Here is a 22,089-nt window from a genome sequence, read left to right on the forward strand (position 1 = left end):
ACGCCGAGGCGCTCCGGCGCCGCGGCATCGCGCGGGCGCTGCCGGCCCACGCGCTGGGGACGCCGCACCGCTCCGGGTCCGCCGCGGCCTGGTGTTCCGGTACCGGAACCAGCAGCGGTCGGCACCTTCCGCAGTAGCTGATGCTGGGGCCCCGGTCACGGCGTTTGTGTGACACGTGACAGGGGTCCCGATGATGGCTCGCGATGGCCACTGTGCAGCACAAGCTCCAGACGTTCGATGACACGGCCGGCTCCACTGCTCGTCGCGACCTGAGGCGCGATGTCTCCGGGCACGTTCACGGGTGCGCTGCTGGCCTTGAGCACTGGTCACCACAACCATCCGGGAGACCTTCCCCGAGGTGGCCGACACCCGGGTGGACGAGTGGACAACAGCGCATGCCGATCTGACATGGGCGAATGTGACCGGCCCTGAGTTCACGATGATCGACTGGGAGGACTGGGGCATGGCGCCCCGCGGACTCGACGCGGCAACCCTATGGGGCAACGCACTCGCCGTCCCCGCCCTGGCCGCCCGAGTGTGGAAGGAACGGCGCCAGGACCTGGAGAGCAGATCAGGGCGGCTGATGGCGCGGTTCTTCTGTGCGAAGGCCGCAGGACGGCACGCTCACCTGCAGGACCCCCGGCTCGAGCCGGCCCGCCACGAAGCCGCCCGGCTCGTCGACGAGCTCGCTGGCCGCCGACTCTAAAGCCCACTGCATGGCGCCCCTAACTGATCGTTTCAGAATGAGTTGAGTCACGGGCCTTGTGCTTGGAGATCTTGGTCGGCAGGGTGTCCGGGGTGTTTGGTGATCTTGTTCCTGACGGCCTTTGGGAGCGGGTGGTCCCGCTGCTACCGCCTGCTCCCGAACGGCGCCGGCGTCATCCCGGGCGACTTCGCACGCCGGACCGGGTAGCTCTCGCTGGCATCATGTGCGTCCTGCGGACCGGTGTTGCCTGGCGCGACGTCCTCGCCGAGGCCGTGGGCTGCTCCGGAGTGACTGCCTGGCGTCGTCTGCGGGACTGGACTGAGGGCGGTGTCTGGGCCCGCCTGCACGCGGCCCTGCTGACTGAGCTTCGCCGTGCCGACCTGCTGGATCTGGACGACTGCTCCGTGGACGGGTCGCATGTCCGGGCCCTCAAAGGGGGGATCATGTCGGCCCTTCGCCCGTGGACCGAGCCCGTCCCGGATCCAAGCATCACCTGATCGTTGACCGCCACGGAACCCCGCTCGCTGTCACGCTCACCGGTGGCAACCGGCACGACGTCACCCAGCTCCTGGCGCTGCTGGATGCGGTCCCGCCGATCCGGGGCCGACGGGGGCGGCCTCGCCGTAAGCCCCGGCGCCTGTTACGCGGACCGGGGCTACGACTTCGACAAGTACCGTCGGCTGTTGTGGAGGCGTGGCATCAAGCCGATGATCGCCAGACGCGGCGTGGCCCACGGTTCCGGACTGGGGCAAGGTGCGCTGGGTGGTCGAGCGTGCCTTCGCTTGGCTGCACCAGTTCAAACGGCTCCGCACCCGCTACGAGCGACGCGCCGATCTCCATCAGGGCCTGCTCGTTCTGGCCTGCAGCCTCATATGCCTCCGTCGATTGCGAACTTCGTCCTGAAACGATCAGTGAGGACGTACTTGCAGTTCGGGAGCCTGATCACTGCCACGTGGCGGCCGGTTCGCGACCTGATGGGGCGGGTTCGATTCCCGTCGTGCGCTTTATGGCGAAGCCCCAGGTCAGCGACCTGGGGTTTCGCTGCTTCGGCTATTGCGGCTGGTAGGCGCTGACGGCGTCGGCCATGGGTTTGCCGAAGGTCATGTCACCGGACGGGATCGGGTGGTCGTCGAGGGAGAGGACCATCTTGGCCTCGTCGGGGCCGGCGCTGAGGGTGCAGGTGACCCCGTGTGCGTCGGCGCGTTCGAAGCCGAACCGCGGGTAGTAGGCGGGGTGTCCGAGGACGGTGACGGTGTGTTCGCCCAGGGTCCGGGCGGCGTCGAGGCCGGCGCGGATGAGGGTGCTGCCGACGCCGGTGCCCTGGCGGGCGGGGTCGACGGAGACCGGGGCGAGGGTCAGCGACGGGGTATCACCGATGGCGGCGCGGGTGAACAGGATGTGCGCGATGACGGTTCCGGTCTCGTCCTCGGCGACGAGGGAGAGCTCGGGGATCCAGCAGGCGTCGGCGCGCAGGGCGTCCACGAGGTCGGCGTCCTCGGAGGAGCCGAAGGCAGCGGTGATCACCTCGCGCACGCGGTCGATGTCGTGCGGGGTCTCGGTCCTGATCTTCACTGTTGGGGTTTTCCTTGGAGAACTGGCGCTGGCCGGACCATCCGCGGTAGGACCAGCGTGCGTCATCAGGCAGTCCCGGCATCGTGAATCCCGAAGTACGTCACCGGCCAAGGTCGACCTCACCGACAACCGCTGTGCTGATGACCCCGAGGGCGTGTCCGCCCCGTGCCGTGGCGGTGGAAGCCCGGCCCCTTACGTCTTCCCACACGCTCTGATCCGCGCGGTCAACGCAACAGCAGCGGCCGCTCAGCCGGCCTGCGAGGGAATATCGTCGCTCTGGTCGGTGGAGTGCATCAGTTCCGCGAGGCGCTCTTCGTAGCGGATACGGGCCGGAGAGAAGTCGTAGGGCATCTTGCCGATGGCCTCCATCGTGCTCATCGCCGGCTCACCTTCCTCCTCTTCGGCGCTCTCCGCCCGGTCTTCCTCCTCGTCCCCGGTTTCGGCGTGCTCTTCCAGAAGAGTGTCGAGGGCTTCTTCCAGGCATTCCTCCTTGATGGCGGAGTAGAGGGCGCTCTCGTGGGTGCTCCGCTGGGCGGCGAGGACGTCGATGCGGGGGTCGTCGGGGGAGACCGTGTCGTCCAGGGCCGCTTCGGCCTGCGCGAGACGGTCTTCCTCGGCCCGCAGGCCGGGGCGGGCGGCCAGGGCGAGGAACCGGTTGGCGGCGATGGCGGCGCCCAGCGGGCCGACGATGCGCTCGAAGACCAGCAGGGCGTCGAGGTCGGAGGAACGCAATGCCCCCGGCGGGAGGTGACGCAGTCGGTCAGCGACCAGCGGGGAGAGCAAACCCAGGGGACTGCCCGTCTCGCGGAGGCGGTGGATGGCGGCCTGCTGGCCTTCGATGGTCGCCGCCTTGGCGGCGAGGGACTCCTCCAGCCGGGCCAGGGAGTCCTCGATGCCGTCGGCGTCCGCGAAGGCGGTACGGATGTCGTCCAGCGGGATGCCGGCGTCGGCCATTTTCCGGATCCACAGCAGGCGGACCATGTCGTCGTAGCCGTAGCGGCGGCGGTTGTCGGCGCCCCGCTCCGGCTCGGGCAGCAACCCGATCGCGTGGTAGTGGCGAATGGCCCGGGGCGTGGTCCCGGTGAACGCCGCGGCATCACCGATCTTGACACTGCGGGGAATCGCGGGCAGGTGCATGAAGGAAACCTCTCAAAGTCGTGCTCGCCCCACACTGGACCACATACCGCTACGGCATGTGCAAACCCCGGGCCGGCTCAGAGGGCCGCTCGATCGAAGCCATCCCCCTCGACACCGGCCCCTGCGGGGAGACGCCCACACGCCCGCGCGATCACCACCAGCCGGCAAGCCCAGCAAGATCAGAACCGCAGAACCCGGGACAGAAACCATCTCCTGGCAATAAAGGGCAATAAAGGGAGGTGAGCGTGGGTCAGTAACGAGCAACTGGCCGGGGGCCGTGATCGCCTGGATCGGTCTGGGGAATCCGGCCCGGGTTTCCGGCGCTGATGGATGAGACTGCCGGTGCGGGACGTCGTGGAAGAGGCCGGTGGCCGGGGCGTTCAGGCGATCGCGGCGGCGAGTCCTGCGGTTGCGGTGTGGCGGAAGACCTTCCGGAAGTTGTGGCAGGCGGCCAGCAGGCGTCACTCTCCTCGGGCTCCGTCCTCGCCGCGCAGGAGGAGCCGGCGGCCGTCCTGGCAGGTCATGATCTGGCCGAAGACGGGTTCGACGATGGCCTTGCGGCGGCTGTAGGCCTTCCGGCCGGGCTTGGTCCGCGGTTTGCGGGCCATGCGCTCCTTCAGCGTGGCGTCCTTCGGGATGCGTCCGCGGGGTGCGGGCGGAACCCGCTCGTCGTGGCCGAGGCGGCCGGTGGCCATGAAGGTGTCGGTGCCACAGGACAGTTGGCGGTCTTTCGCGGCTTCGAGGTTGGCCTCGGAGCAGTATCCGGCATCGACGAGGGCCTGCTCGGGGTGGGTACCGGTGTTGGCGGCGGACTGGTCGAGCATGGCGGTGTAGTTCAGCGCGTCCGAGGCGTTGGTCGTCACGTCGGCGGCGGTGATGATCTGGTGCTGCTCGTCGACGACGGCCTGGGCGTTGTAGGCCTGGATGTAGGCGCCGTCGCTGTTCTTCATGATCCGCGAGTCGGATCGGTGAAGTTGGCCCGGTTCTTCGGCTTCGGGCGGGCCTTGGCGGCGGCCTTCTCGCCGGCGTCGATGACGGCCTGCTCGTCGCTGCCGCCCGCGCGTGCCTGGCGGCTCCGTTCCTTGTCCTGGGCGTGGCGGCGAGCCTTGTCGGTGGCCTCGGCCTCGATCTGGGCGCGGGCGGCCTGCAACCGCGCGAGGCGCTTCTCGCGGCGGTCCAGCTCGGCGGGCAGGTCCGTGTCCTTGCCGTCGAAGCCGACCCGGGCGTCCTCGGCGGTGTCGGTCGCCTCGGCGTCGGCCAGCAGGGCGGCGGTCATGGCCTCCAGGGCGGCGATCTTGGCCTCGACGCGTTCCTCCTTGTCGATGAGCCGACCGTAGCTCATGGCCTTGTGCCTGGAGACGTTGGCCTCCAGCTTCGTGCCGTCCAGAGCGACGCGGCCCATCTTGACTATGCCGATCTGCGCGAGGTGCAGGGACTGCAGGAACAGGTCGGCGAGGGCGTCCAGGTGGCGGCGGCGGAACCGGGCGATCGAGCGGAAGTCCGGGGCCTGGTCGGCGGCCAGGAACCGGAACGCTACGTCGTCGACACACTTGCGCTCGATCGCCCGGGAGGAGCGCACCCTGGTGGTGTAGCCGTAGATGAGCAGGCGGACCATCAGCCTGGGGTCGTAGGGCGGGTAGCCGCGCTTTTCGGTGTAGTCGGCCAGGACCGGGGACAGGTCGAGTACCTCGTCGACCAGGTCGGCGACGAACCGGGCCAGGTGGTCTTCGGGTAGCCAGTCGTCCAGCGATGGCGGCAGGAGCAGCACCTGGCCCGGGTCGAACGCCCGGAACTTCTTGCCCATCCCGGCCGCACGCGCCTGCGGTCGCTTCGGTTCGACCGGCTTGGCCTCGAACAGCCGCTCTGATTGCGCATACCATGATATTCCGCATGAATGATCACGATCCGTACGCGGGCTACACGCTTCTGGGACGATGAAGCCCCCCCGCCAGGCCGTAGCCGAGCGAGGGTGCAGTGGTTCAGCGGATGAGGGGGAAGGCTACTGCGACGACGGCGGGGATTCCTGTCCGTGGAACTCTGGCGCTCCGCCTGGCGACGGGTGACGCTACGGTACGCGCATGCATTTCATCGGTGCCGGTTTCCGCACGCTCATGAACGCACTCATCAACGGCGATCCGCTGTGGCCTGCGGTGACGCTCTTCCTGGTGTCCATCCTGATCGCGATCGTTGTCGCCGGGGTTCGTGCCTCCCGTAGGTAGCGCGGCAGACCGCTGAGTGCCCCGCTGCCCTTCAGACGTTGCGGCGGGCGGACTCGTGCTCCTGGGTGAGGCGGCGCAGGGCGAGCATGGCGGGCTCCATCAGGACGGTGAGCGCAGGTCCCGCACCCGCCACCGGCACACCGGACCAGACAGACGCCCGGTTACCGGCGATCACACACGCCAGACCAACTTCCCGTTACTGACCCACGCTCCTGGCCCCCTCAAGATCCGCCAACAAGGATTCTCGGGAAGCTCCTGACCTCCACGGTTCAGAACATGATCCGCCAGCTAAAACTCTCGGTCACAACCATTAGGCGCCAACGCCTCCCAGGTGGATCACCTCAACATGAAGGTGTGGCTCTTGGACCACGGTGTGGAACCAGTCACGCTGCGCGCGGAACGCCTCGTTCTCGTATCCCAGTGGCACGGTGGAAGACATATCACCTGGAATGAGATCGCCGACGTGAGGCTGGGTAGCAGCCGATGAGCCCGGGCCACTGCACTGTGGAGCGGACCCACAGGCAGCGGCAAAGGGCACGGCAGCCTAATGAGTGGCAGCGTTGTCGACGTCACCGTCGAAGGATGCGAACGAGCTTCGCCGGGGCGAGAAGGGGCGCGCCCCCCTCCGGGCCCCTTGAGATGATCGTCGATCCACAACGGCCGGGTGGTCTGACGGGACGGGAACCAGCGATCACGCCAGGGGTCAGTCGGCGGCGGTCTCCCGTTCGAGGGCGCAGCGCAGTTGTTCGAGTTTCGGGGGTAGGAGATCCGCGAGCCCGTAGCGGTGGCGTCCGCTGTTGTAGCTGCGGATCAGCCCGCGCTGTTGCAGGGGCATGCCCTGACGACGCCGCGTGTACGAGTCGTCGGCGTGCGGTGTGCCGACGTGATTGTGGGCGAGCGAGGGCGCGCACCGACAGCCTCATCGACAACGTCTACGTCACCGTGAACGCCGCCCACCGCGACGGCGACCACATCACCACCGAAGCCGTGTACGCCGGCCACATCAAGGGCGCACCCAAGCCCTTCGCCGTGCCGATGGCCACCCTCCTCGACCTGAACGGCCGCCAGATCACCTCCGACCAGGACTACTACGCCATCAACCGCGTCCTCGCCCAGTCCGGCCTGCCCGCTGACTGGACCCCGCCCACCCCGTGACCACCAGCGTCCCGCGGCCGAGCCGCACACCGCGCCCATTCCACGCGGTTCGTGATCTCGCGAATGCGCTGGTCACCGGGGACGTAACCGGGCAGACCGAGGCCCCGTTGTGAGCCGTCCATCCGGGCCGGGTCAGATGGCGAGGGCTTCGCCGAGCCGTGTGTGGGCGGGGCCTCAACATCACCGAAGCCCGCCACCGCCTCGCCCGCCGGATCTTCTTCGGCCAGCGCGGCGAACTGCGGCAGAACTACCGGGAGGGCATGGAGGACCAGCTCGGCGCGCTCGGGCCGGCGCTGAACGCCGTGGCGCTGTGGAGCAGCCTCTACCTGGACAGGGCGGCCAAGCAGCTCGCCGCCGACGGCTTTCCCGTCACCGACGACCTCCTCGCCCGCCTGTCCCCGCTCCGGGTTCGACCACATCAATTTCCTGGGCCGATACGCCTTCTTCCGGCCGCAGGAGGCAGGGCACCGGCCGCTGCCGGAGCCGACGGCCGATGACGACCACCGCGACGGGTAGCGGCCGTTGCGAACGACTCTGGGCGCGCCTGCGCATGACGAAACGGTTACTCTTGGTAATGGTTTGGTTACTGCCCCTCGCGCTGCCGTCGAGGCAGCGACTGGCGCTCTGCAACCGCAGGCCGACCACAGTGCTGTCCGCAGCGCCCGTCCCTCGGAGGGATCATGACCGACTCGCCTGTCCGCCTCGGGCACTCCTACTTCCTCAAGAACGGCCGCGACGACCTGTTCCTCAGCGTCCACAACCACAGCAGCAGCGCGGAGATCGCGAACACCTGGAAGCTCGACAACAAGGACGCCCAGGCCTGGTACCTGATGCCGGTCGACGTATCACGACCTGGGCCGTGCCGATCTGGGGCAGCAGCACTTCGCCGAGGCCCTGGAAGAGGCCAGTGTCGCCGACGCCTTCCTGGAGGCGTTCGTCCTGCACCGCATGTGCATGGCGGACATGGCCGTCAGCCCGCCCGAGGAACTGCTGCACCGCGCCCGTCAGGCACGACAGCTCCTGGCCGACCGCCCGCTGTCCCAGATGGCCCTGGGCACTCTGGGCTTCGAGGCCCACGCCCTGGATCGGCTCGGCCGCACCACGGTGGCCGAGACTACCTGGCGTCGTCTCGTCGAACTCAGCGGTGACGCCGGCGACGACCACCTCCACGGGCTCGCCCAGGCCCAGTTCGCCGCATTCCTGGACAGCCACGGCCGCACAGCTGAAGCCGCCGCCCACCTCGACACCGCAATCGCCTTGTACCGCAAGCGGGAAGACGGCTGTGCCGTCGCCGCGCTCAGACGCCGGCTCACTACCCTCGGCGCCACCGGTCAGATCCTGGCTGTCGGGTGAGACGACAGCACGTCGCAGTCAGCGACCCGTCCTTCGGGCCCGCATCGTACGGTGCGGCACTCCTGACACGTCCCAGCGCAGCTCCAGGACGTAGTTGCGACCGCCCCGGATCACATGGAGGTGAGAGTCGTTGAGACCGGGCACCACGCGCCGGCCGAGGGCGTCCACCACGGTGGTGGACAGCCCGACGAGTGGAGCTGAGCGGTCTTGGCGAACTTCGCTACGGCCCCCGTCAGGTCCTCATCCGGCGGGGACCGTCTCGTCAGCCGCAAGTGAGTTGCCTTCGGCGATGCTGCCGCAGGAGGACGGGGCCTCCTTGCCGGCGAACCGGGCGCGCAGCCAGGCGAGCGCGGTGGGCACCGTGGCCGTGGGCGCGGTCAAGTGGCTGAGGGCGTCGTACTGCTGGTACCAGACCGCGGCGTCGCCCTCGGCGCAGTACTTCCGCGCCAGCGCCCGTGTGTCCCCGGCGACCGTGATGCCGTCGCCCGAGCCGATGCCCGCGATGTTGCTCGTCGTTCCCTCGAGAAAGCCGGCATTGCCCTGACCGATGTAGCCGGGGACGGTCGGGGTCGGTGCCAGGCCGAGGTTGGACTTGTTGACCGCCTCGACGAGCTCGGGTACGGAGTTCGGGTTCGCGTACTCCGGCTTCGCCATCTTCTTCCACGTCAGACCGGGGTAGTGGCCCAGCGCGTCGGCGATCGAGGAGTGCTGGTGCTCGTCGACCAGCTGCTTGCCGTAGTCGTTCAGGTACTTCTTGAGGTCGAAGTCGTACGAACGCGCTTGCCCGATGAGCAACTCCGGGATGAGCCCGGACCACACCTGACTGCCTTCGATGTACCTGAGGATGTGCGAGGGCTTCACGAGCACCCCGCCCTCGGCGTACCCCACCAGGCGCTTGTTGACGTCAGGGGCGTATTTGGGCGCGAGGGAGGCGGCCCAGTTGGTCGCGACGGCGCCGCCGGAGTAGCCCATGAGGCCGACGCGCGCGTCGGGGCTGATGCCGGTCCTCGACGCCGCGCTGGAAGCGGCACGCAGGGAGTCCAGCGTGTTGTACCCGTACTCGCGGGAGGCCGTGAGGTGGGCGGCCTGCCCCTCGGTGTCAGGGAGGACGACGTCGTAGCCGGACAGCAGGAGCGGCGCCACGAGCGTGGACTCGCCGTTCGCGATCAAGCCGCCGGGCAGCCTGACGTTGCCCGCGACCGCCCGGGATGGACCGTCTTCGGGGTCGAGCGAGTCGTAGAACGACTGGTACGACACGACCTTGCGGCCGTCGCCACCAGGGCTGCGCAGCACGGAGGTCACGCCTGCGGACGGGTGGCCCTGCGCGTCGGTGGTGCGGTAGAGCAGCTGCGTCGCCTGGAGGGGGGTCGCGATACCCAGGACGTGGTACGGCAGCGTCCGGACCTTGAGCACGTCCCCGGGACTGTACGAGGACAGCGGCTTGCTGCTGTTGTAGGCGTAGAACGCGTCGCTCCCGGCAGTCATCGACGAAGGCTGCCCCTGAACGCCGGACGCGACAGAGGGCACGGCGGCGACGGCGACGGCGACGATGCCCGTGATCGCGGCGTGCCACACTCTGAATTTGCGCATGCCTCTCCCAAACGGTGTCAGCGGATCAGAGAGATGACCGCTACGGCCCGAAGGGCGAGTGGCCGAAGGTCGGTTCCGACGCAACCTAACAAAGGCACACGGCAGTTGGCCAGGGGTGCACCAGAGTCTTCACGGGACGAACGGCGGCTGAGTCATTGACTCCGCTCCGCCAATTCCCTTGTGCCGCCGACCGGTCGGAACGGTGCAGCGCCGGGGCCCCGGCTACCGGCCGAGCGCGTCATGCCACGAGCGCGAGCCCTCGATACTCGCGCAGTGCTCCACAGGGCCATGCGGATCGCGACGCGCACAACGTCCTCGCGCGTTTCCGCGAGTTGCAGAGGCGGGAAGCCTGCGCGGAATGCCGGCTCTTGGACCGCTGTCGCGAGGAGCTGCTGTGCGGGCCACAGCCAGCTGCCCGGCGACCGGGGCCAAGCATAGTCCGGTCGGGCATTCCCAGCCTCTGCGCCCGTGTCCGCCCTCCCTACATGCCTTACTTGCCTGTGCTTAGCAGTGTCTTCCTACCTGCGAAGACGCTTCACAACACTAAGCGGCCCTGGGTATTTGAGTTGCGTGTGGGGTCATCGTGGCTGCTCGCCGCGTCAGGGCGGTGTCGATGGCGGTGTGCAGTTCGGGGGTGCTGGTATAGGCGCGGACGGGCGTGTCCTGGTACTTGACCGAGCGCCACACGCATTCGATGCGGTTCAACTCCGGTGATCTCGGAGGGAGGTAGAACAGATGGACCCCGATGTCCGCGCGTTCCTCGCGGCGTCCCTTGAAGAGCTGGGTGTGGTGGATGGAAGCGTTGTCCAGCACGATGGCGCAGGGGCGGTGCCGCTGGACGCCGGACAGTGCGCCGAGGCTGTCGGCGCCGCCGGGCAACCGGGCGATGTGAGTGCAAACGAAGTCGAGGACCATCTCCGCGTCGATCTTCCCCTCGACAGTGGTCCACACGAGCTCGGGCCGGGGGCCGGTGTCGTTCAACGCGCCGAGTGCGTTGACCCGGCGGTTCTTGGTGTCCTCCCGGTTCACCACCACCCGTGTCCCGGTGCGAGCCCAGGTGTAGCCGGTGGGCAGGGTCGGCGAGAACCCGCACTCGTCCAGGTAGTACAGATCCTCCACACCGGCTTCGGACCTCAGCCGTACAGCCGTAAACCCTCCAGCCGCTCCCATGCGGCGGCCTGGAGGGCCGGATCGGCCTGGTGCCGGATGCTGTCGCGGGTGCGTTTCCAGCGGAACCCGTCTCGGTGCAACAGCACCGACAGCCAGGAGGAATCCAGGTCGACTCCGCGCTCACGGCGCAGCCACTCGGCCAGCGCCGGCAGCGTCCAGATCCGCCCCTCGGCGGCGGAGGCATCCAGCATGTCCTCCAGCGCGTCCAGGTCCTCGCGCTTCCACCGGGGTGGCCGCCCCGGTCGCGGCGCATCGGCCAGGGCCTCGAACCCACCGTCGAGGAAGCGATGCAATGCCCCTCGTACCGTGACCACGTGCTTCTCGAGGACCATCGCGATCTCGGGCGCCGTGCGGCCCTGGGCCGCGAGCCGTACACATTCCAGTCGCATCCGCTCGTTGGGCACGAGCTCCCGACACCTCAACCGCCGCCGCAACTCGGCGACTTGGGCTGGTGAAAATTCCACCCGCAGCGGCGTCATCACCATGGCAACCCCTCCCACCAGGTCGCCTACCCAAGCCACACCACAAATCACCAAGATCGCTTAGTCCACGTCGTCCCCCACGGCCGTGATCCGGCCGTCGCGGATGGCGAGGGCACCCGCCTGGGGGCGACGGGCATCCCCGGTATGGATCTTCGCGTTGCGGACGACGACGTCAGCGGCGTTCTCGACGGCGCGGGGTACCAGCCCGCCGACCGGCATCGCAGACACCTCGACAGCCTCCTGTCATACGCTCGGCCGTCGCCCGGTGCGGGCGGCGGGGTGGGTGTCCGAGCGGAGCGGGGCCACTGTCCCGCCCTGTCCGGCTGGAGACGGCCCAGCAGGTTGAGGGCGTCGGTGACCTGTGCGTCCACGAGCTGGGCGCGGGCCTCCTCATCGTTCCATGCGATCCTCGGTTTGCCCGGATCGGTGTAATCGTGGGCCCGGCAGTGCACGGCGGCTACCGCACCGGCGCCGGGGACATCGCGGATCACCCGGCGGATCGCGGCGACGAGCTGGGTGACCGTGTCCTGGGTCGCCACCGCGTCCTCCAGCACCGCCGAGTCCAGAGCCCGTGAGCGGGCGCATCGCCGCCATCCGCGGCACCATCGCCCTCCAGCAGGCTCTCTCCGCACAGCGCGACGGTGACGAGGGGGAGAGCTGGCGGACGGCCTGACCGGCTACCGCTGAGCCCATGCCGTCGCCTCCCCCGTGGAGTGCGGGCCCTGCTCCATGAGCTGCTCCTCCCACCAAAGCCGACCGCTCTCGGGCAGGACGGACAGCGGGTCGTAGAAGGGGAAGCGACGGGGGCGGTCACCTGACCTGGCCGCGCACCACGTGCCGTACCACCTCACCAGCGCGGCACTGATCTACGTGGACTGCATCGAGCGAGGCCGCTGGGAGTCGGAGTCTCTGCGCTCACTACGGGCAGTAGAACCGGAAGGAAGAAATCCTGTCGTTGTTGTACGCCTTGGAGGTCCCGAAGGCGTAGTCGCCCTTCAGGCCCCACTGCCAGGACGGCGCGTAATCCAGGTCGGAAGGGTGGAGCTCTCCGCTGGGGTCGTCCCAGAACTGCACCGAGCACTGTGAGTTGTTCAGCCAGGACGAGACTTGGTTGTCGGCCAGTTCCCCGTTCAGGAAATGGGTGTTTATGAGTCTCACGATTTTTGTGTTGCCGCCCGCCGGGGGAGGTGTGACAACCACCTTCGAACCCGTTCCGCCGCCATTCTGGTAGAGGCACAGTGCCCACGCCGGGCAGTCGCTGTAAGGAGGGTTGTCCGCGGACGCCGGTCCCGCCGAGAAGAGCAGCGCCGCTCCGGCAACTGCACTTGTGAAAGCGGCGACCGTCAGCTTGAACGGTTTCAGTGTCATGGGTTTCTTCTCTCTGGGTCGTATCGAGACTCGGCATCACCGAACGGAACGGCTGCCTGACTGCGCCACGCCTGGATCACCTGGAGGGCGCTAGTGACCTGAGTCGGAGATTCGCCGTTAGTTGGACATGAGTCGTCCGGGTCCGAAGATTCCACCGTTGTCGGTCACTGATGCCCAGCGGGCGGTGCTGGAGGGCTGGTTGCGTCGCCGTACGACGGCTCAGGCTTTGGCTCAGCGGTCGCGGATTGTGCTGGAGTGCGCCGAGGGCCATTCGATCATGGAGGTGTCGCGTCGGCTGCGGATCGCACCGGACACGGTCCGCACCTGGCGGCGGCGCTTCCTGGAGCGGGGTCTGGACGGCTTGTGCGACGACCCGCGGCCGGGTGTCCCGCGGAAGATCACTGACGCTGACGTCGAGCGGGTCATCGTCAAGACGCTCGAGGAGACCCCCAAGAACGCGACCCACTGGTCGACGAGGTCGATGGCCGCGGCCACGGGAATGTCGCAGTCGACCATCTCGCGGATATGGCGTGCGTTCGCCCTGGCACCGCACCGGTCGCAGACGTTCAAGCTGTCGACGGACCCGCTGTTCATCGACAAGGTCCGCGACGTCGTGGGCCTCTACCTGGACCCGCCGGAGAAGGCCCTGGTGCTCTGCGTGGACGAGAAGTCGCAGATCCAGGCCCTGGACCGGTCCCAGCCGGTCCTTCCGATGATGCCCGGCGTTCCCGAACGCCGCAGCCACGACTACGTCCGGGCCGGCACGACCACTCTTTTCGCGGCTCTCGAGGTCGCCACCGGCAAGGTGATCGGATCGCTCCACCGTCGCCACCGGGCAGCGGAGTTCAAGAAGTTCCTCGCGAAGCTCGACAAGGAGGTCCCGGCCGGTCTGCGGGTTCATCTGATCCTGGACAACTACGCGACCCACAAGACACCCGACATCAAGAAGTGGCTGCTGGCCCATCCGCGGTTCCACCTGCACTTCACACCGACCAGCGCGTCCTGGCTGAACCTGGTCGAGCGGTGGTTCGCCGAACTCACGCAGAAGAAACTCAAGCGCGGCGTCCACCGCTCCGTCCAGGCCCTCGAACGCGACATCCGAGCCTGGCTCACCGACTGGAACGAGCACCCCAGGCCCTTCGTCTGGACGAAGACAGCCGACGAGATTCTCGACAAGGTCGCCGCCTACTGCCGACGAATCTCTGACTCAGGTCACTAGTAGGACTCCGTTAGGTCTTCCTGGCGGGTTTGTTCGGTGGCATGTTGGGTGTATGGACGCGCTTGAAGTGGGCCGTGTTCGGGTGAAGTTGGGGTTGTTCGTCGCTGATGTGTTCGCGTCGGTGCCGCGGAAGGACCAGCGGGCCAAGAGCGACTGCTATCTGCGGGGGCTGATGCTGGACGGCCGCCGGAAGTCCGTCCAGGCGATGGCCGCGCGGCTGCCGGACGGCAACGAGCAGAACCTGCAGCAGTTCGTGAACCAGTCGACGTGGGACCCCGTTCCGGTGCAGCGCCGTATCTGTGAGCGGATGCTGCCGCTGATCGACCCGGTGGCCTGGGTGATCGATGATGTGTCGGTGCCCAAGGACGGCCGGATGTCGGTCGCGGTGGCCCCGCAGTACTGCGGGGCGCTGGGCAAACAGGCCAACTGCCAGGTCGCGGTCAGTATCCACGCCGCCACCGACACGGCTTCCTGCCCGCTGCAATGGCGCCTGTTCCTGCCCGAGGAATGGGCATCGGACACCGCCCGCCGGACCACGACCCGGATCCCGCCCGGGGTCACGCACCGCGAGAAATGGCGACTGGCCCTGGACATGCTCGACACCCTCGCCGGCTGGAACATGAGCCCACCGGTCGTGGTCGCCGACGCCGCCTACGGCACCAACACACACCTACGGGCCGCACTGGCCGACCGCAAACTCGCCTACGTCCTGGCCATCCGCGCGGACGTGACCGCCCACCCCTTCGACGCCGAGCCTTCGGCCCCGGCCCGCAACGGGCCCACCGGATGCCGGCCCCAGCCCCGCTACCGCCACCGGGCACCCTCGGTAGCAGCCCTGGCCACCGGCCTCGGACAAGAAGCCTTCACCACCGTGACCTGGCGGAACGGATCAAGAGGGAAACTGCGTTCCCGGTTCGCCGCCGTGCGCGTCCGTCCCGCGGGCAAGGCCGTCGAGCGTCCGGTCAAAGCCGCGGCCTCGGCCGGGCAGGGCTGGTGGGACGGGGTCCTGCCCGACTGCTGGCTGCTGGCCGAATGGCCCGAAGACGCCGAGACCCCCACCGGTTACTGGCTGTCCAGCCTCCCGGCGGACACCCCCATCGCCGACCTGGTGCATCTGGCCAAGATCCGCTGGCGGATCGAGCACGACTACCGCGAACTCAAACACGGCCTGGGCCTGGACCACTTCGAAGGCCGCTCCTGGCCAGGCTGGCACCACCACGTCACCCTCGTCACCGCCGCCCACGCCTTCCTCACCGAACAACGCCTGGCCCCAAAAGCCCCCACACCGGTCTCACCCTCTACCAAATCCTCGACACTCTCCAGGACATCCTGAGGTGCTGGACCGGCATCTGCACCACCTGCCACCAACCCCTGCCCACCAGGACACACACAACAAGACCAAGACAGACCTAACGAAGTCCTACTAGGTGTGTGCCACATATGGCTGCTGACTATACGTTAGCCAGAGACACGTATGCATGGGGCCGCATCGCCAGTCACACGTATGCATGGCTGGTATTGCACTCACCCACACACGCTTGAACATGCGAGGGTTCACCATCGACCACACTCGCCCGAACGAGCCGGGCGGCCGATGTCTCCACCGGCCGATGTCTCCACCGGTCTCGTCAGACACGAAAGGTGTTCGCATGTTCATCCCCAGGGTGGAATTCCGTGCCGTCGCCGCTGCCGTCACCACGGCCGTGGCTCTGATCGGCCTCGGGGCCGGGACGGCGAACGCCGCCGACTGGCCTCCGTTACGGGAGGGCGCGTACCTGTACTCGGGAGTCCACGGAACGGGGACGGTGTCGAAGGTCGACCTCGACGACCTCGGTACGTGTCACACCCTGCCGGCATCGGCCCGCTCCGTTCAGGTCGTCTCCGGCTCCGCGTCCGTGGTGCTGTATCCCGGGGCAGGCTGCACCGGCGCCTACTCGTGGGCCACCGGTTCTCTCGCACAGGCCGACCTTCCGTGGGCGGGGCTGAGCTACCACGTCGTCCCGGCGTGATGGGGCCTCAGGTCGCGTGTGCCGGACGGCGGGTCACACGGTGATGGTCTTGTACTCGGTGTAGGTGCCGAGGCCGACCGCGCCGTATTCGCGGCCGATACCGCTGGCCTTGAAGCCACCGAACGGCCCGTCGAAGCCGATGGAGGCGCCGTTGACCGTGACGGTACCGGTTCGGACACGGTGGGCGACCGCCAGGGCGTGCTCCTCGTCGGAGGACCAGACGCCACCGGAGAGGCCGTACTCGGAGTCGTCGGCGATGCGGACGGCGTCGTCCTCGTCGTCGTAGGGGATGACGACGAGGACCGGGCCGAAGATCTCCTCCCGCGCGATGCGCATGGAGTTGTCGACATCGGCGAAGACGGTGGGCGTGACGTAGTTGCCCTTCTCCAGGCCCGCCGGGATCTGCGGGCCGCCGGTGACCAGGCGGGCGCCCTCCTCGATGCCGAGCCGGATGTAGTCGCGCACGCGCTCCTGCTGATCGGGGCGGATCATCGGGCCGATGAAGGTGTCGGGGTCGTTCGGGTCGCCGACCCGCAGTGACTCCACCAGTTCCTTCAACGCGGCCACGACCTCCTCGTACCGGCCGCGTGGTGCCAGGATCCTGGTCTGGGCGACGCACGACTCGCCGTTGTTGAGCAGGGAGCCGAACTTCACACCCGCGACGGCCTTCTCGATGTCGGCGTCCGGGAGGATGATCGCGGCGGATTTGCCGCCCAGCTCCAGGCTGACCCGCTTGAGCCGCTCGCCCGCGATCGAGGCGATGCGGCGGCCGGCCCGCGTCGAGCCGGTGAAGGCGATCTTGTCGACCTCCTCGTGCGACACCAGGTACTCACTGGTCTCCCGGTCCGCGGGCAGGACACTGATCACGCCCTCGGGCAGGCCCACTCGCTCCAGCAGGTCGGCCAGGAAGCCCATGCTCAGCGAGTTCTCCGGGGACACCTTGAGGACCACGGAGTTGCCGGCGAGCAGAGCCGGGATGATCTTCGAGGTTGCCGAGGAGAACGGCGAGTTCCACGGGATCACCGCCGCCACGACGCCGACCGCCTCACGGCGCACCACGCTGCGCACGGGGGACGCCGGGTCGGAGGGGGCGAACGTCTCCTCCCAGCCGAATTCCTCCGCCGCCTTCAGGTAGGCGTTCGCCTGCCGGGTCAGGCCGAGCTGTCCGGCGCGGGTGAACCATCCGGCCGAACCGTTCTCCAGGGAGATCAGGCGCGCGATCTCCTCCGCGCTCTCCTCGCGCAGCGCGTTGAACCTCCGTAAGGCCGCGATCCGTTCGGCCGGCGGGGTCAGGCGCCAGTCACCCACCTCGAAGGACGCCCGTGCCGCGGACGCCGCCCGGTCGATGTCCGCCGGCCGCGCCTGGGCGGCGCGGCCGACCACCGACCGGTCGTGCGGCGAGGCGATGTCGAGCAGGTCCGGGTTGCTCGGCTCGACCCAGGAGCCCCCGATGAAAAGCCGACCGTACGTGATCACGTGCTTTCCCTCTTCCGGTGGTATCGCTTCGTTTTGACGATCCATCTCGTCTAACTGTCACGGCAATGTAGCACTTAAATGTGTCTGTGCCGCCAGCTTGTGGCGCTAGACTCGGTGCGGTGAGAGCCGACGCAGCGCGCAACCTGGAAACCGTCCTGACCACCGGGGCCCGCATGCTCGCCACCGACCCCGGCGCCAGCATCGCGAGCATCGCCGCGGCGGCGGGCGTCGACCGGCGTACCGTCTACCGGCGCTTCGCCTCCCGCGAGGAACTCCTCACCGCCATCTACGAAGCCCGCCTCACCGCCGTCGAGCAGGCCATCGAAGACGCCCGGCTGCGGGAGGCACCCGTCGCCGTCGCCCTGCACCGCTACGTCGAGAACGTCATCGCCGTCAATCGCACCTGGCCCGTCGATCTCGCCCGCATGCTCACCGACGAGGCCATCCGCCGGCGCAGGGACGTGTCCGTCCGCGAGGTCGACGGCTTTCTGCGGCGGGCCACCGACGAGGGCGTCCTGCGCCGCGACCAACCCGAGGGGTGGGCGAGCGCGCTACTGCCCCAGCTCATGCACTTGGTGTCACGGCAGCTGCCCGAGCTGAGTCCGGGTCAGGCGGCGGACGTCGTCGTCGACACCCTGCTCCGCGGCCTCGGAGCGTCCTGACACGGCGCGTTCCTGAGGTTCGCAGGGGCCGGTCCGGCGGAGGAGAAGACGGGGGAGGAAGCGGGGAGGAAGTGGGGACGATGGAGTCGATCGACGGGACGCTGATCGGCCGGGAGCCCGAGCAGGAGGCGCTGTCCGGGTTCGTGACGGGCACCGGGGGCGGGGCTCTTGTCCTGCGGGGCGACGCGGGCGTAGGGAAGAGCGCCCTGCTGGATCACGCCGCCGACCTCGCCTCGGGCAAGGAACACAGGGTGATCAGGGCGGCCGGTGCCGAGGCCGAGTCGGAGCTGCCGTTCGCCGGCCTGCACCAGTTCCTGTATCCGTTGCTCCCCTGCGTCAACCAGCTGGACGACAGTCACCGAAGGGCCTTCGACGTGGTCTTCGGCGGGGGCGAGGGCGCGCCGCCCTCGGTCATGACGCTCGGTATCGCCGTCCTCGACCTGCTCTCCCTCGCGGCGTCGCGGAAACCCCTCCTGCTGGTACTCGACGACGGCCAGTGGTTCGACACCTCCAGCATCGAGGTGTGCGGGTTCGTAGGACGAAGACTCAGCGGCAGCTCGGTCAGGCTCCTCGTCGGCCTGCGTTCCGACATACCCTCCGGCTTCGACACGGCGGCGCTCCCGCAACTGGCCGTGACCACGCTGTCGGGGAAGGCCTCCGAGCAGCTCCTGGACCTGCGCAGCCCCGGTCTGGATCCCCGGATCCGTCGTCTGATCCTGGACGAGGCCCAGGGGAACCCGCTGGCTCTGCTGGAGCTGCCACCCCATGTGACGCACGGTGGCCGGGCAGGAGGCGACCGGGACGAATCGCCCGGACACACCGGCATACCCCTGCCCCTGCCATTGCCCCTGCGCCTTCAGCAGGTTTACGGCGCCCGTATCGCGGCACTCGGTGACGCCGTGCGCGCGGAACTGCTGCGCGGTGCCCTGGACGGCGTCGGAGCGGGCACGGCGACCGGACACGGCCGTGGCACGCGCTATCGCATGACGGACGCCGACGAGGCGGCGGCACGCGGCCTGCTGGACATGGATCCCCTCAGCGGCGACTTCGTTTTCCGGCACCCTCTGGTTCGGTCGGCGGTCGTCCGGACGGCGACCGCCTGCCAACGGCGCGCCGCCCACGCGGTCCTCGCGCACGTGCACCGCGAGGACGTGGAACGGCGCGCCATCCACCTGGCGGCTTCCGCGGTCGACCCCGACGAGCGGGTCGCGGCAGCGCTGGAGGCGGCTGCCGACTCCGCCACCCTGCGCGGCGCCTCGCTGACCGCCGTGTCCTGGCTGACCCGGGCGGCGGAGCTGAGCCGGAGCGACGAGGAACGGTCCCGGAGACTGGGTGACGCGGCGTTCGTCGCCGGCCAGGCCGGGCTGCTGGACCGGGCCCGGCAACTGGTCCGCTTTGACACCACGACAGGGACGAGCGAATCCCCGGCCTCGGTCCTCACATCGGCCTACGTCGCGCTGTACGAGGACGGGGACGTGCGGTCCGCGCAGCGTCACATCATGGCGGCGATCGAGAACATCCGTGACGGGGGAGTGCGGGAACCGAACGAGGTACTCACCCGGTTGGTGAACCTTCTCCTGGCCATCAGCCAGTACGCGAGCGACAAGACGTCGTGGGAGCGGACACACGAGCTGCTCGGCTCCCTGGGCGACCTGGTGTCCCCGAACTCCCGCACCTACGAGGACGCCTGGAGTGACGTGGTGCGTCGTGGCACCGGCGTGCACGAGCGGGTGGAGCGCGCCCTCGCCGATCTCCGCACTCTCGAACCGTGGGAGACCACCAACCTGGGCGTCGCCGCCTACCACGTCGACACCCTCAGCCAGTACCAGCCGCACTTCCGGCGCACCGTCGACCGCGAGGTGGAGACCGGGGCCGTGGCGTCGGCCATGACCATGCTGCATCTGATCATGCTCGACCAGATGGCGGTGGGGGAGTGGGACGAGGCCGAACGGACCGGACAGCGCACCCTGGACCTGACGATGGCGCACGACTACGCGCTGTTCACTCACCACACACACGCGTACCTCGGCCTCCTCGCCGCGATGCGCGGACGGACCGAAAGCGCACGAGAGCTCCAGGCCACCGTCGACACCTGGGCCCGCCCCCGCGGCGTCGGCTTCCTCACCCAGATCGCCGATGCCATCGGCACCGCCGCCGCCCTCACCGAAGGCGACTACGAAGCCGCCTATCTCCACGCCATCGGCATCACATCCCCCGGCACCTTCACCTCCTACGCCCACCAAGCCTCCCGCACCCTCCTCGACCTCGTCGAGGCCGCCCTCCACACCGGCCGCGCCGAACAAGCACGTCGCCACGCCCTCGCCGCACACCGCGCCGGCCTCCCCGCCGTCTCCCCCCGCCTCGCCCTCCTCACCTACGGCGCCCTCGCCATGACCGCCACCGACCCCGCCGAAGCCGACGACATGTACCACCGCGCCGAAACCCACCCCGCCGCCGCCGGTTTCCCCTTCGAACTCGCCCGCGTCCGCCTCGCCCACGGGATCCGCCTCCGCCACACCCAAGGGCGCAAAGCCGCACGCCACCCCCTCACGCTCGCCGCCGAAACATTCGAACGCCTTGGCACACCCCCCTGGGCCGAACGAGCCCGGGCCGAGCTCCGCGCCGCGGGCGCGCCCAGCTCCACCTCCCCCTCCGCGGAGTGCCTCGCGGCACTGACGTGGCAGGAACGCCGGATCGCGGATCTCGCCGCCGGTGGCCTGACCAACAAAGAGATCGGCGCACGCATGCACCTGTCACCGCGCACCGTCGGCTCGCACCTCTACCGGGTCTTCCCCAAGCTCGGCATCACCTCCCGGGCCGCGCTGCGCGACGCCCTGGGCAGTCGAATGACTTAACGCCGCCGATCGCCGAACGCGGTCAGGGCCTGATTTCGGCGGTCAACTTACTTATGCGCGGTGCTCCGCAGGGGACGAGAGTGGGTCGGGCCAGCTTCCCCCCAGGTAAGGACCCACGCGTCATGAGCGGCTACGAACCAGGTGTACATGCCGACAGAACGGCACGGCACGGTCGACCCCACCTGACCTTGGACATCGAGCGCGTGCTGAGCGTCTCTGCACGCCAGGCGATCAGGGCCGAGTTCAGCTTCGACCCGCGAGCCCCCTTGATCGTGTGTGTGGAGTTCGGCGTCGAGGGCGGTCCGCGCGCCCTGTGGCGGATCGGACGGGACCTGCTCCGGCAGGGGCTGCGCTCGAGGAGCGGAGTCGGCGACATCCAGATCTGGCCGTCGAACCCGGAGAACCGGGCGACCGCTTGGCTCCAGTTGACCTCCGGCGACATGGCGGCGCTGTTCGAACTGCCGATACCACCGCTCTCGGAGTGGCTCGATCACACCTACGCGCTCGTTCCCGCCGGCCATGAGCTCTCCGGAGTCGACTGGGACGTCACCACCACGGACCTTCTCGCCGGCTAGTAGGTCGTCACGAGGGGCTTCGTCGCGTCGACGACGTATGTGGAGAGCATCATCGTCGTCACCGTGCCGACGTTGCGGGCGTTGTGGATGGCGCCTTCCGGGATGAAGAACGGGTCCCCCGTGCGCAGGCGGAGAGGCGGTCTGTCGTCGAACTCCATCAGGACGTCACCGCGGATGATGTAGCCGACCTCGACGCCGGGATGGCTGTGCCGCCCCGACTCCTTGTGGCGCGGGATCTCCACGAGTGTCTGCACGGCTTCCCACCCCTCGGCGGGCGAAGGGTGCTCCTGGAGGAGCCTGCGCGTGACGCCATCGGTCGGACCGGAGCCCCCGATGGGGCGGGCCGAAGGGCCCGGGGTGGCCTCGGCGGCCGTCGCCACGGTGTCCGGCAGGGCGGCCGCGCCGAGCGCGCCGGCCACCGCTGCGCTGCTCGTACGCAGAAGAAGGCGTCGGTTCATCATCGTGTCTCTTACATGTCGACCGTTCACACCTGAAGGCAATCACGCCCTCGAAACACACACAAGGTTGAAAGTCGGCCAAC

At 68.7% G+C, this 22,089-nt stretch carries 20 protein-coding genes and 5 pseudogenes; 12 read left to right on the forward strand and 13 right to left on the reverse strand.

The features are described 5' to 3' along the window. Positions 1-322 precede the first annotated feature (322 nt). Together EKH77_RS30285 and EKH77_RS30290 are read left to right on the forward strand one after the other, a co-directional pair. A pseudogene (locus EKH77_RS30285) lies at positions 323-706 on the forward strand (hypothetical protein); the annotation flags it as partial. Positions 707-798: 92 nt separating this feature from the next. Continuing rightward, positions 799-1,609 (forward strand): annotated as a pseudogene (locus EKH77_RS30290) (IS5 family transposase). A 147-nt stretch (positions 1,610-1,756) separates the two neighbouring features. On the opposite strand, the gene EKH77_RS30295 reads toward EKH77_RS30290, so the two are convergent. From EKH77_RS30295 to EKH77_RS30305, 3 genes and pseudogenes are all read right to left on the reverse strand, one after another. After that, positions 1,757-2,278, reverse strand: a complete 522-nt coding sequence (locus EKH77_RS30295) for a GNAT family N-acetyltransferase (protein ID WP_240667613.1) — start codon at positions 2,276-2,278, stop codon at positions 1,757-1,759. Between the two features lie 246 nt (positions 2,279-2,524). Then, positions 2,525-3,415: a MerR family transcriptional regulator gene (locus EKH77_RS30300; protein WP_126917417.1), complete on the reverse strand. Its 891-nt coding sequence runs from the start codon at positions 3,413-3,415 to the stop codon at positions 2,525-2,527. Positions 3,416-3,795: 380 nt separating this feature from the next. Further along, a pseudogene (locus EKH77_RS30305) lies at positions 3,796-5,219 on the reverse strand (IS1182 family transposase). Between the two features lie 274 nt (positions 5,220-5,493). Between EKH77_RS30305 and EKH77_RS33195 the strand changes: the two are divergent. Further along, the gene (locus EKH77_RS33195; protein ID WP_164737908.1) at positions 5,494-5,634 is read left to right on the forward strand and encodes a hypothetical protein; all 141 of its coding nucleotides are present in this window, start codon (positions 5,494-5,496) and stop codon (positions 5,632-5,634) included. Positions 5,635-6,337: 703 nt separating this feature from the next. Here the strand turns inward: EKH77_RS33195 and EKH77_RS34470 are convergent. After that, entirely contained in the window at positions 6,338-6,469 is a 132-nt protein-coding gene (locus tag EKH77_RS34470; RefSeq protein WP_276319247.1) for a hypothetical protein, read from the reverse strand. A 107-nt stretch (positions 6,470-6,576) separates the two neighbouring features. On the opposite strand from EKH77_RS34470, the gene EKH77_RS30310 reads away from it, so the two are divergent. From EKH77_RS30310 to EKH77_RS30320, 3 genes are all read left to right on the forward strand, one after another. After that, positions 6,577-6,789 (forward strand): hypothetical protein, encoded by a 213-nt coding sequence (locus EKH77_RS30310; protein WP_206279958.1) that lies wholly within the window; start codon positions 6,577-6,579, stop codon positions 6,787-6,789. Between the two features lie 158 nt (positions 6,790-6,947). Then, complete coding sequence (locus tag EKH77_RS30315; protein ID WP_126917418.1) at positions 6,948-7,286, forward strand: Tn3 family transposase; 339 nt, start codon at positions 6,948-6,950, stop codon at positions 7,284-7,286. 457 nt (positions 7,287-7,743) lie between these two features. Further along, positions 7,744-8,142 carry a hypothetical protein gene (locus EKH77_RS30320; protein WP_126917419.1) on the forward strand — a complete coding sequence of 133 codons (399 nt, stop codon included), beginning with the start codon at positions 7,744-7,746 and terminating at the stop codon, positions 8,140-8,142. A 69-nt stretch (positions 8,143-8,211) separates the two neighbouring features. Here the strand turns inward: EKH77_RS30320 and EKH77_RS30325 are convergent. The 7 genes and pseudogenes from EKH77_RS30325 to EKH77_RS30360 all read right to left on the reverse strand — a co-directional run. Next, positions 8,212-8,340: pseudogene (locus EKH77_RS30325) on the reverse strand (amidohydrolase family protein); the annotation flags it as partial. A gap of 42 nt (positions 8,341-8,382) precedes the next feature. Beyond that, positions 8,383-9,732 carry a lipase family protein gene (locus tag EKH77_RS30330; protein ID WP_126917420.1) on the reverse strand — a complete coding sequence of 450 codons (1,350 nt, stop codon included), beginning with the start codon at positions 9,730-9,732 and terminating at the stop codon, positions 8,383-8,385. A 543-nt stretch (positions 9,733-10,275) separates the two neighbouring features. After that, positions 10,276-10,851 carry a transposase gene (locus EKH77_RS30335; RefSeq protein ID WP_164737909.1) on the reverse strand — a complete coding sequence of 192 codons (576 nt, stop codon included), beginning with the start codon at positions 10,849-10,851 and terminating at the stop codon, positions 10,276-10,278. Positions 10,852-10,865: 14 nt separating this feature from the next. Beyond that, positions 10,866-11,387: a helix-turn-helix domain-containing protein gene (locus EKH77_RS30340; protein WP_126917422.1), complete on the reverse strand. Its 522-nt coding sequence runs from the start codon at positions 11,385-11,387 to the stop codon at positions 10,866-10,868. A gap of 57 nt (positions 11,388-11,444) precedes the next feature. Beyond that, positions 11,445-11,612, reverse strand: a complete 168-nt coding sequence (locus EKH77_RS30345) for a hypothetical protein (RefSeq protein WP_397614672.1) — start codon at positions 11,610-11,612, stop codon at positions 11,445-11,447. Between the two features lie 80 nt (positions 11,613-11,692). Further along, positions 11,693-11,956: pseudogene (locus EKH77_RS30350) on the reverse strand (IS5/IS1182 family transposase); the annotation flags it as partial. Positions 11,957-12,302: 346 nt separating this feature from the next. Next, on the reverse strand, positions 12,303-12,752 hold the full coding sequence (locus tag EKH77_RS30360) for a peptidase inhibitor family I36 protein (RefSeq protein WP_126917423.1): 450 nt from the start codon (positions 12,750-12,752) through the stop codon (positions 12,303-12,305). Between the two features lie 127 nt (positions 12,753-12,879). Here EKH77_RS30360 and EKH77_RS30365 point away from each other — a divergent pair, with 127 nt between their 5' ends. The 3 genes from EKH77_RS30365 (at position 12,880) to EKH77_RS30375 (ending at position 15,980) form a co-directional block, all read left to right on the forward strand. Beyond that, positions 12,880-13,971, forward strand: coding sequence for an IS630 family transposase (locus tag EKH77_RS30365; RefSeq protein WP_126917424.1), 1,092 nt, complete (start codon positions 12,880-12,882; stop codon positions 13,969-13,971). Between the two features lie 52 nt (positions 13,972-14,023). Continuing rightward, on the forward strand, positions 14,024-15,304 hold the full coding sequence (locus EKH77_RS30370) for an IS701 family transposase (RefSeq protein WP_126917425.1): 1,281 nt from the start codon (positions 14,024-14,026) through the stop codon (positions 15,302-15,304). Between the two features lie 316 nt (positions 15,305-15,620). Next, positions 15,621-15,980 carry a hypothetical protein gene (locus EKH77_RS30375; protein ID WP_126917426.1) on the forward strand — a complete coding sequence of 120 codons (360 nt, stop codon included), beginning with the start codon at positions 15,621-15,623 and terminating at the stop codon, positions 15,978-15,980. Between the two features lie 33 nt (positions 15,981-16,013). On the opposite strand, the gene EKH77_RS30380 is transcribed toward EKH77_RS30375, so the two are convergent. Further along, positions 16,014-17,456 (reverse strand): aldehyde dehydrogenase, encoded by a 1,443-nt coding sequence (locus EKH77_RS30380; protein WP_126917427.1) that lies wholly within the window; start codon positions 17,454-17,456, stop codon positions 16,014-16,016. Between the two features lie 173 nt (positions 17,457-17,629). Between EKH77_RS30380 and EKH77_RS30385 the strand changes: the two genes are divergently transcribed. The 3 genes from EKH77_RS30385 to EKH77_RS30395 all read left to right on the forward strand — a co-directional run bounded on the left by EKH77_RS30385 (position 17,630) and on the right by EKH77_RS30395 (position 21,548). Next, positions 17,630-18,118 carry a TetR/AcrR family transcriptional regulator gene (locus tag EKH77_RS30385; RefSeq protein ID WP_126918392.1) on the forward strand — a complete coding sequence of 163 codons (489 nt, stop codon included), beginning with the start codon at positions 17,630-17,632 and terminating at the stop codon, positions 18,116-18,118. 80 nt (positions 18,119-18,198) lie between these two features. Continuing rightward, a complete protein-coding gene (locus EKH77_RS30390; protein ID WP_126917428.1) occupies positions 18,199-20,973 on the forward strand; it encodes an ATP-binding protein in 2,775 nt (924 codons plus the stop codon). A 188-nt stretch (positions 20,974-21,161) separates the two neighbouring features. Continuing rightward, positions 21,162-21,548 (forward strand): SsgA family sporulation/cell division regulator, encoded by a 387-nt coding sequence (locus tag EKH77_RS30395; protein WP_397614669.1) that lies wholly within the window; start codon positions 21,162-21,164, stop codon positions 21,546-21,548. Here the strand turns inward: EKH77_RS30395 and EKH77_RS30400 are convergent. Further along, a complete protein-coding gene (locus EKH77_RS30400) occupies positions 21,545-22,009 on the reverse strand; it encodes a cupin domain-containing protein (RefSeq protein WP_126917429.1) in 465 nt (154 codons plus the stop codon). The two genes, EKH77_RS30395 and EKH77_RS30400, sit on opposite strands and share 4 nt — an antisense overlap. Positions 22,010-22,089: the final 80 nt, after the last annotated feature.

The sequence above is a fragment of the Streptomyces luteoverticillatus genome, from assembly GCF_003970715.1.
GTDB lineage: Bacteria > Actinomycetota > Actinomycetes > Streptomycetales > Streptomycetaceae > Streptomyces > Streptomyces abikoensis.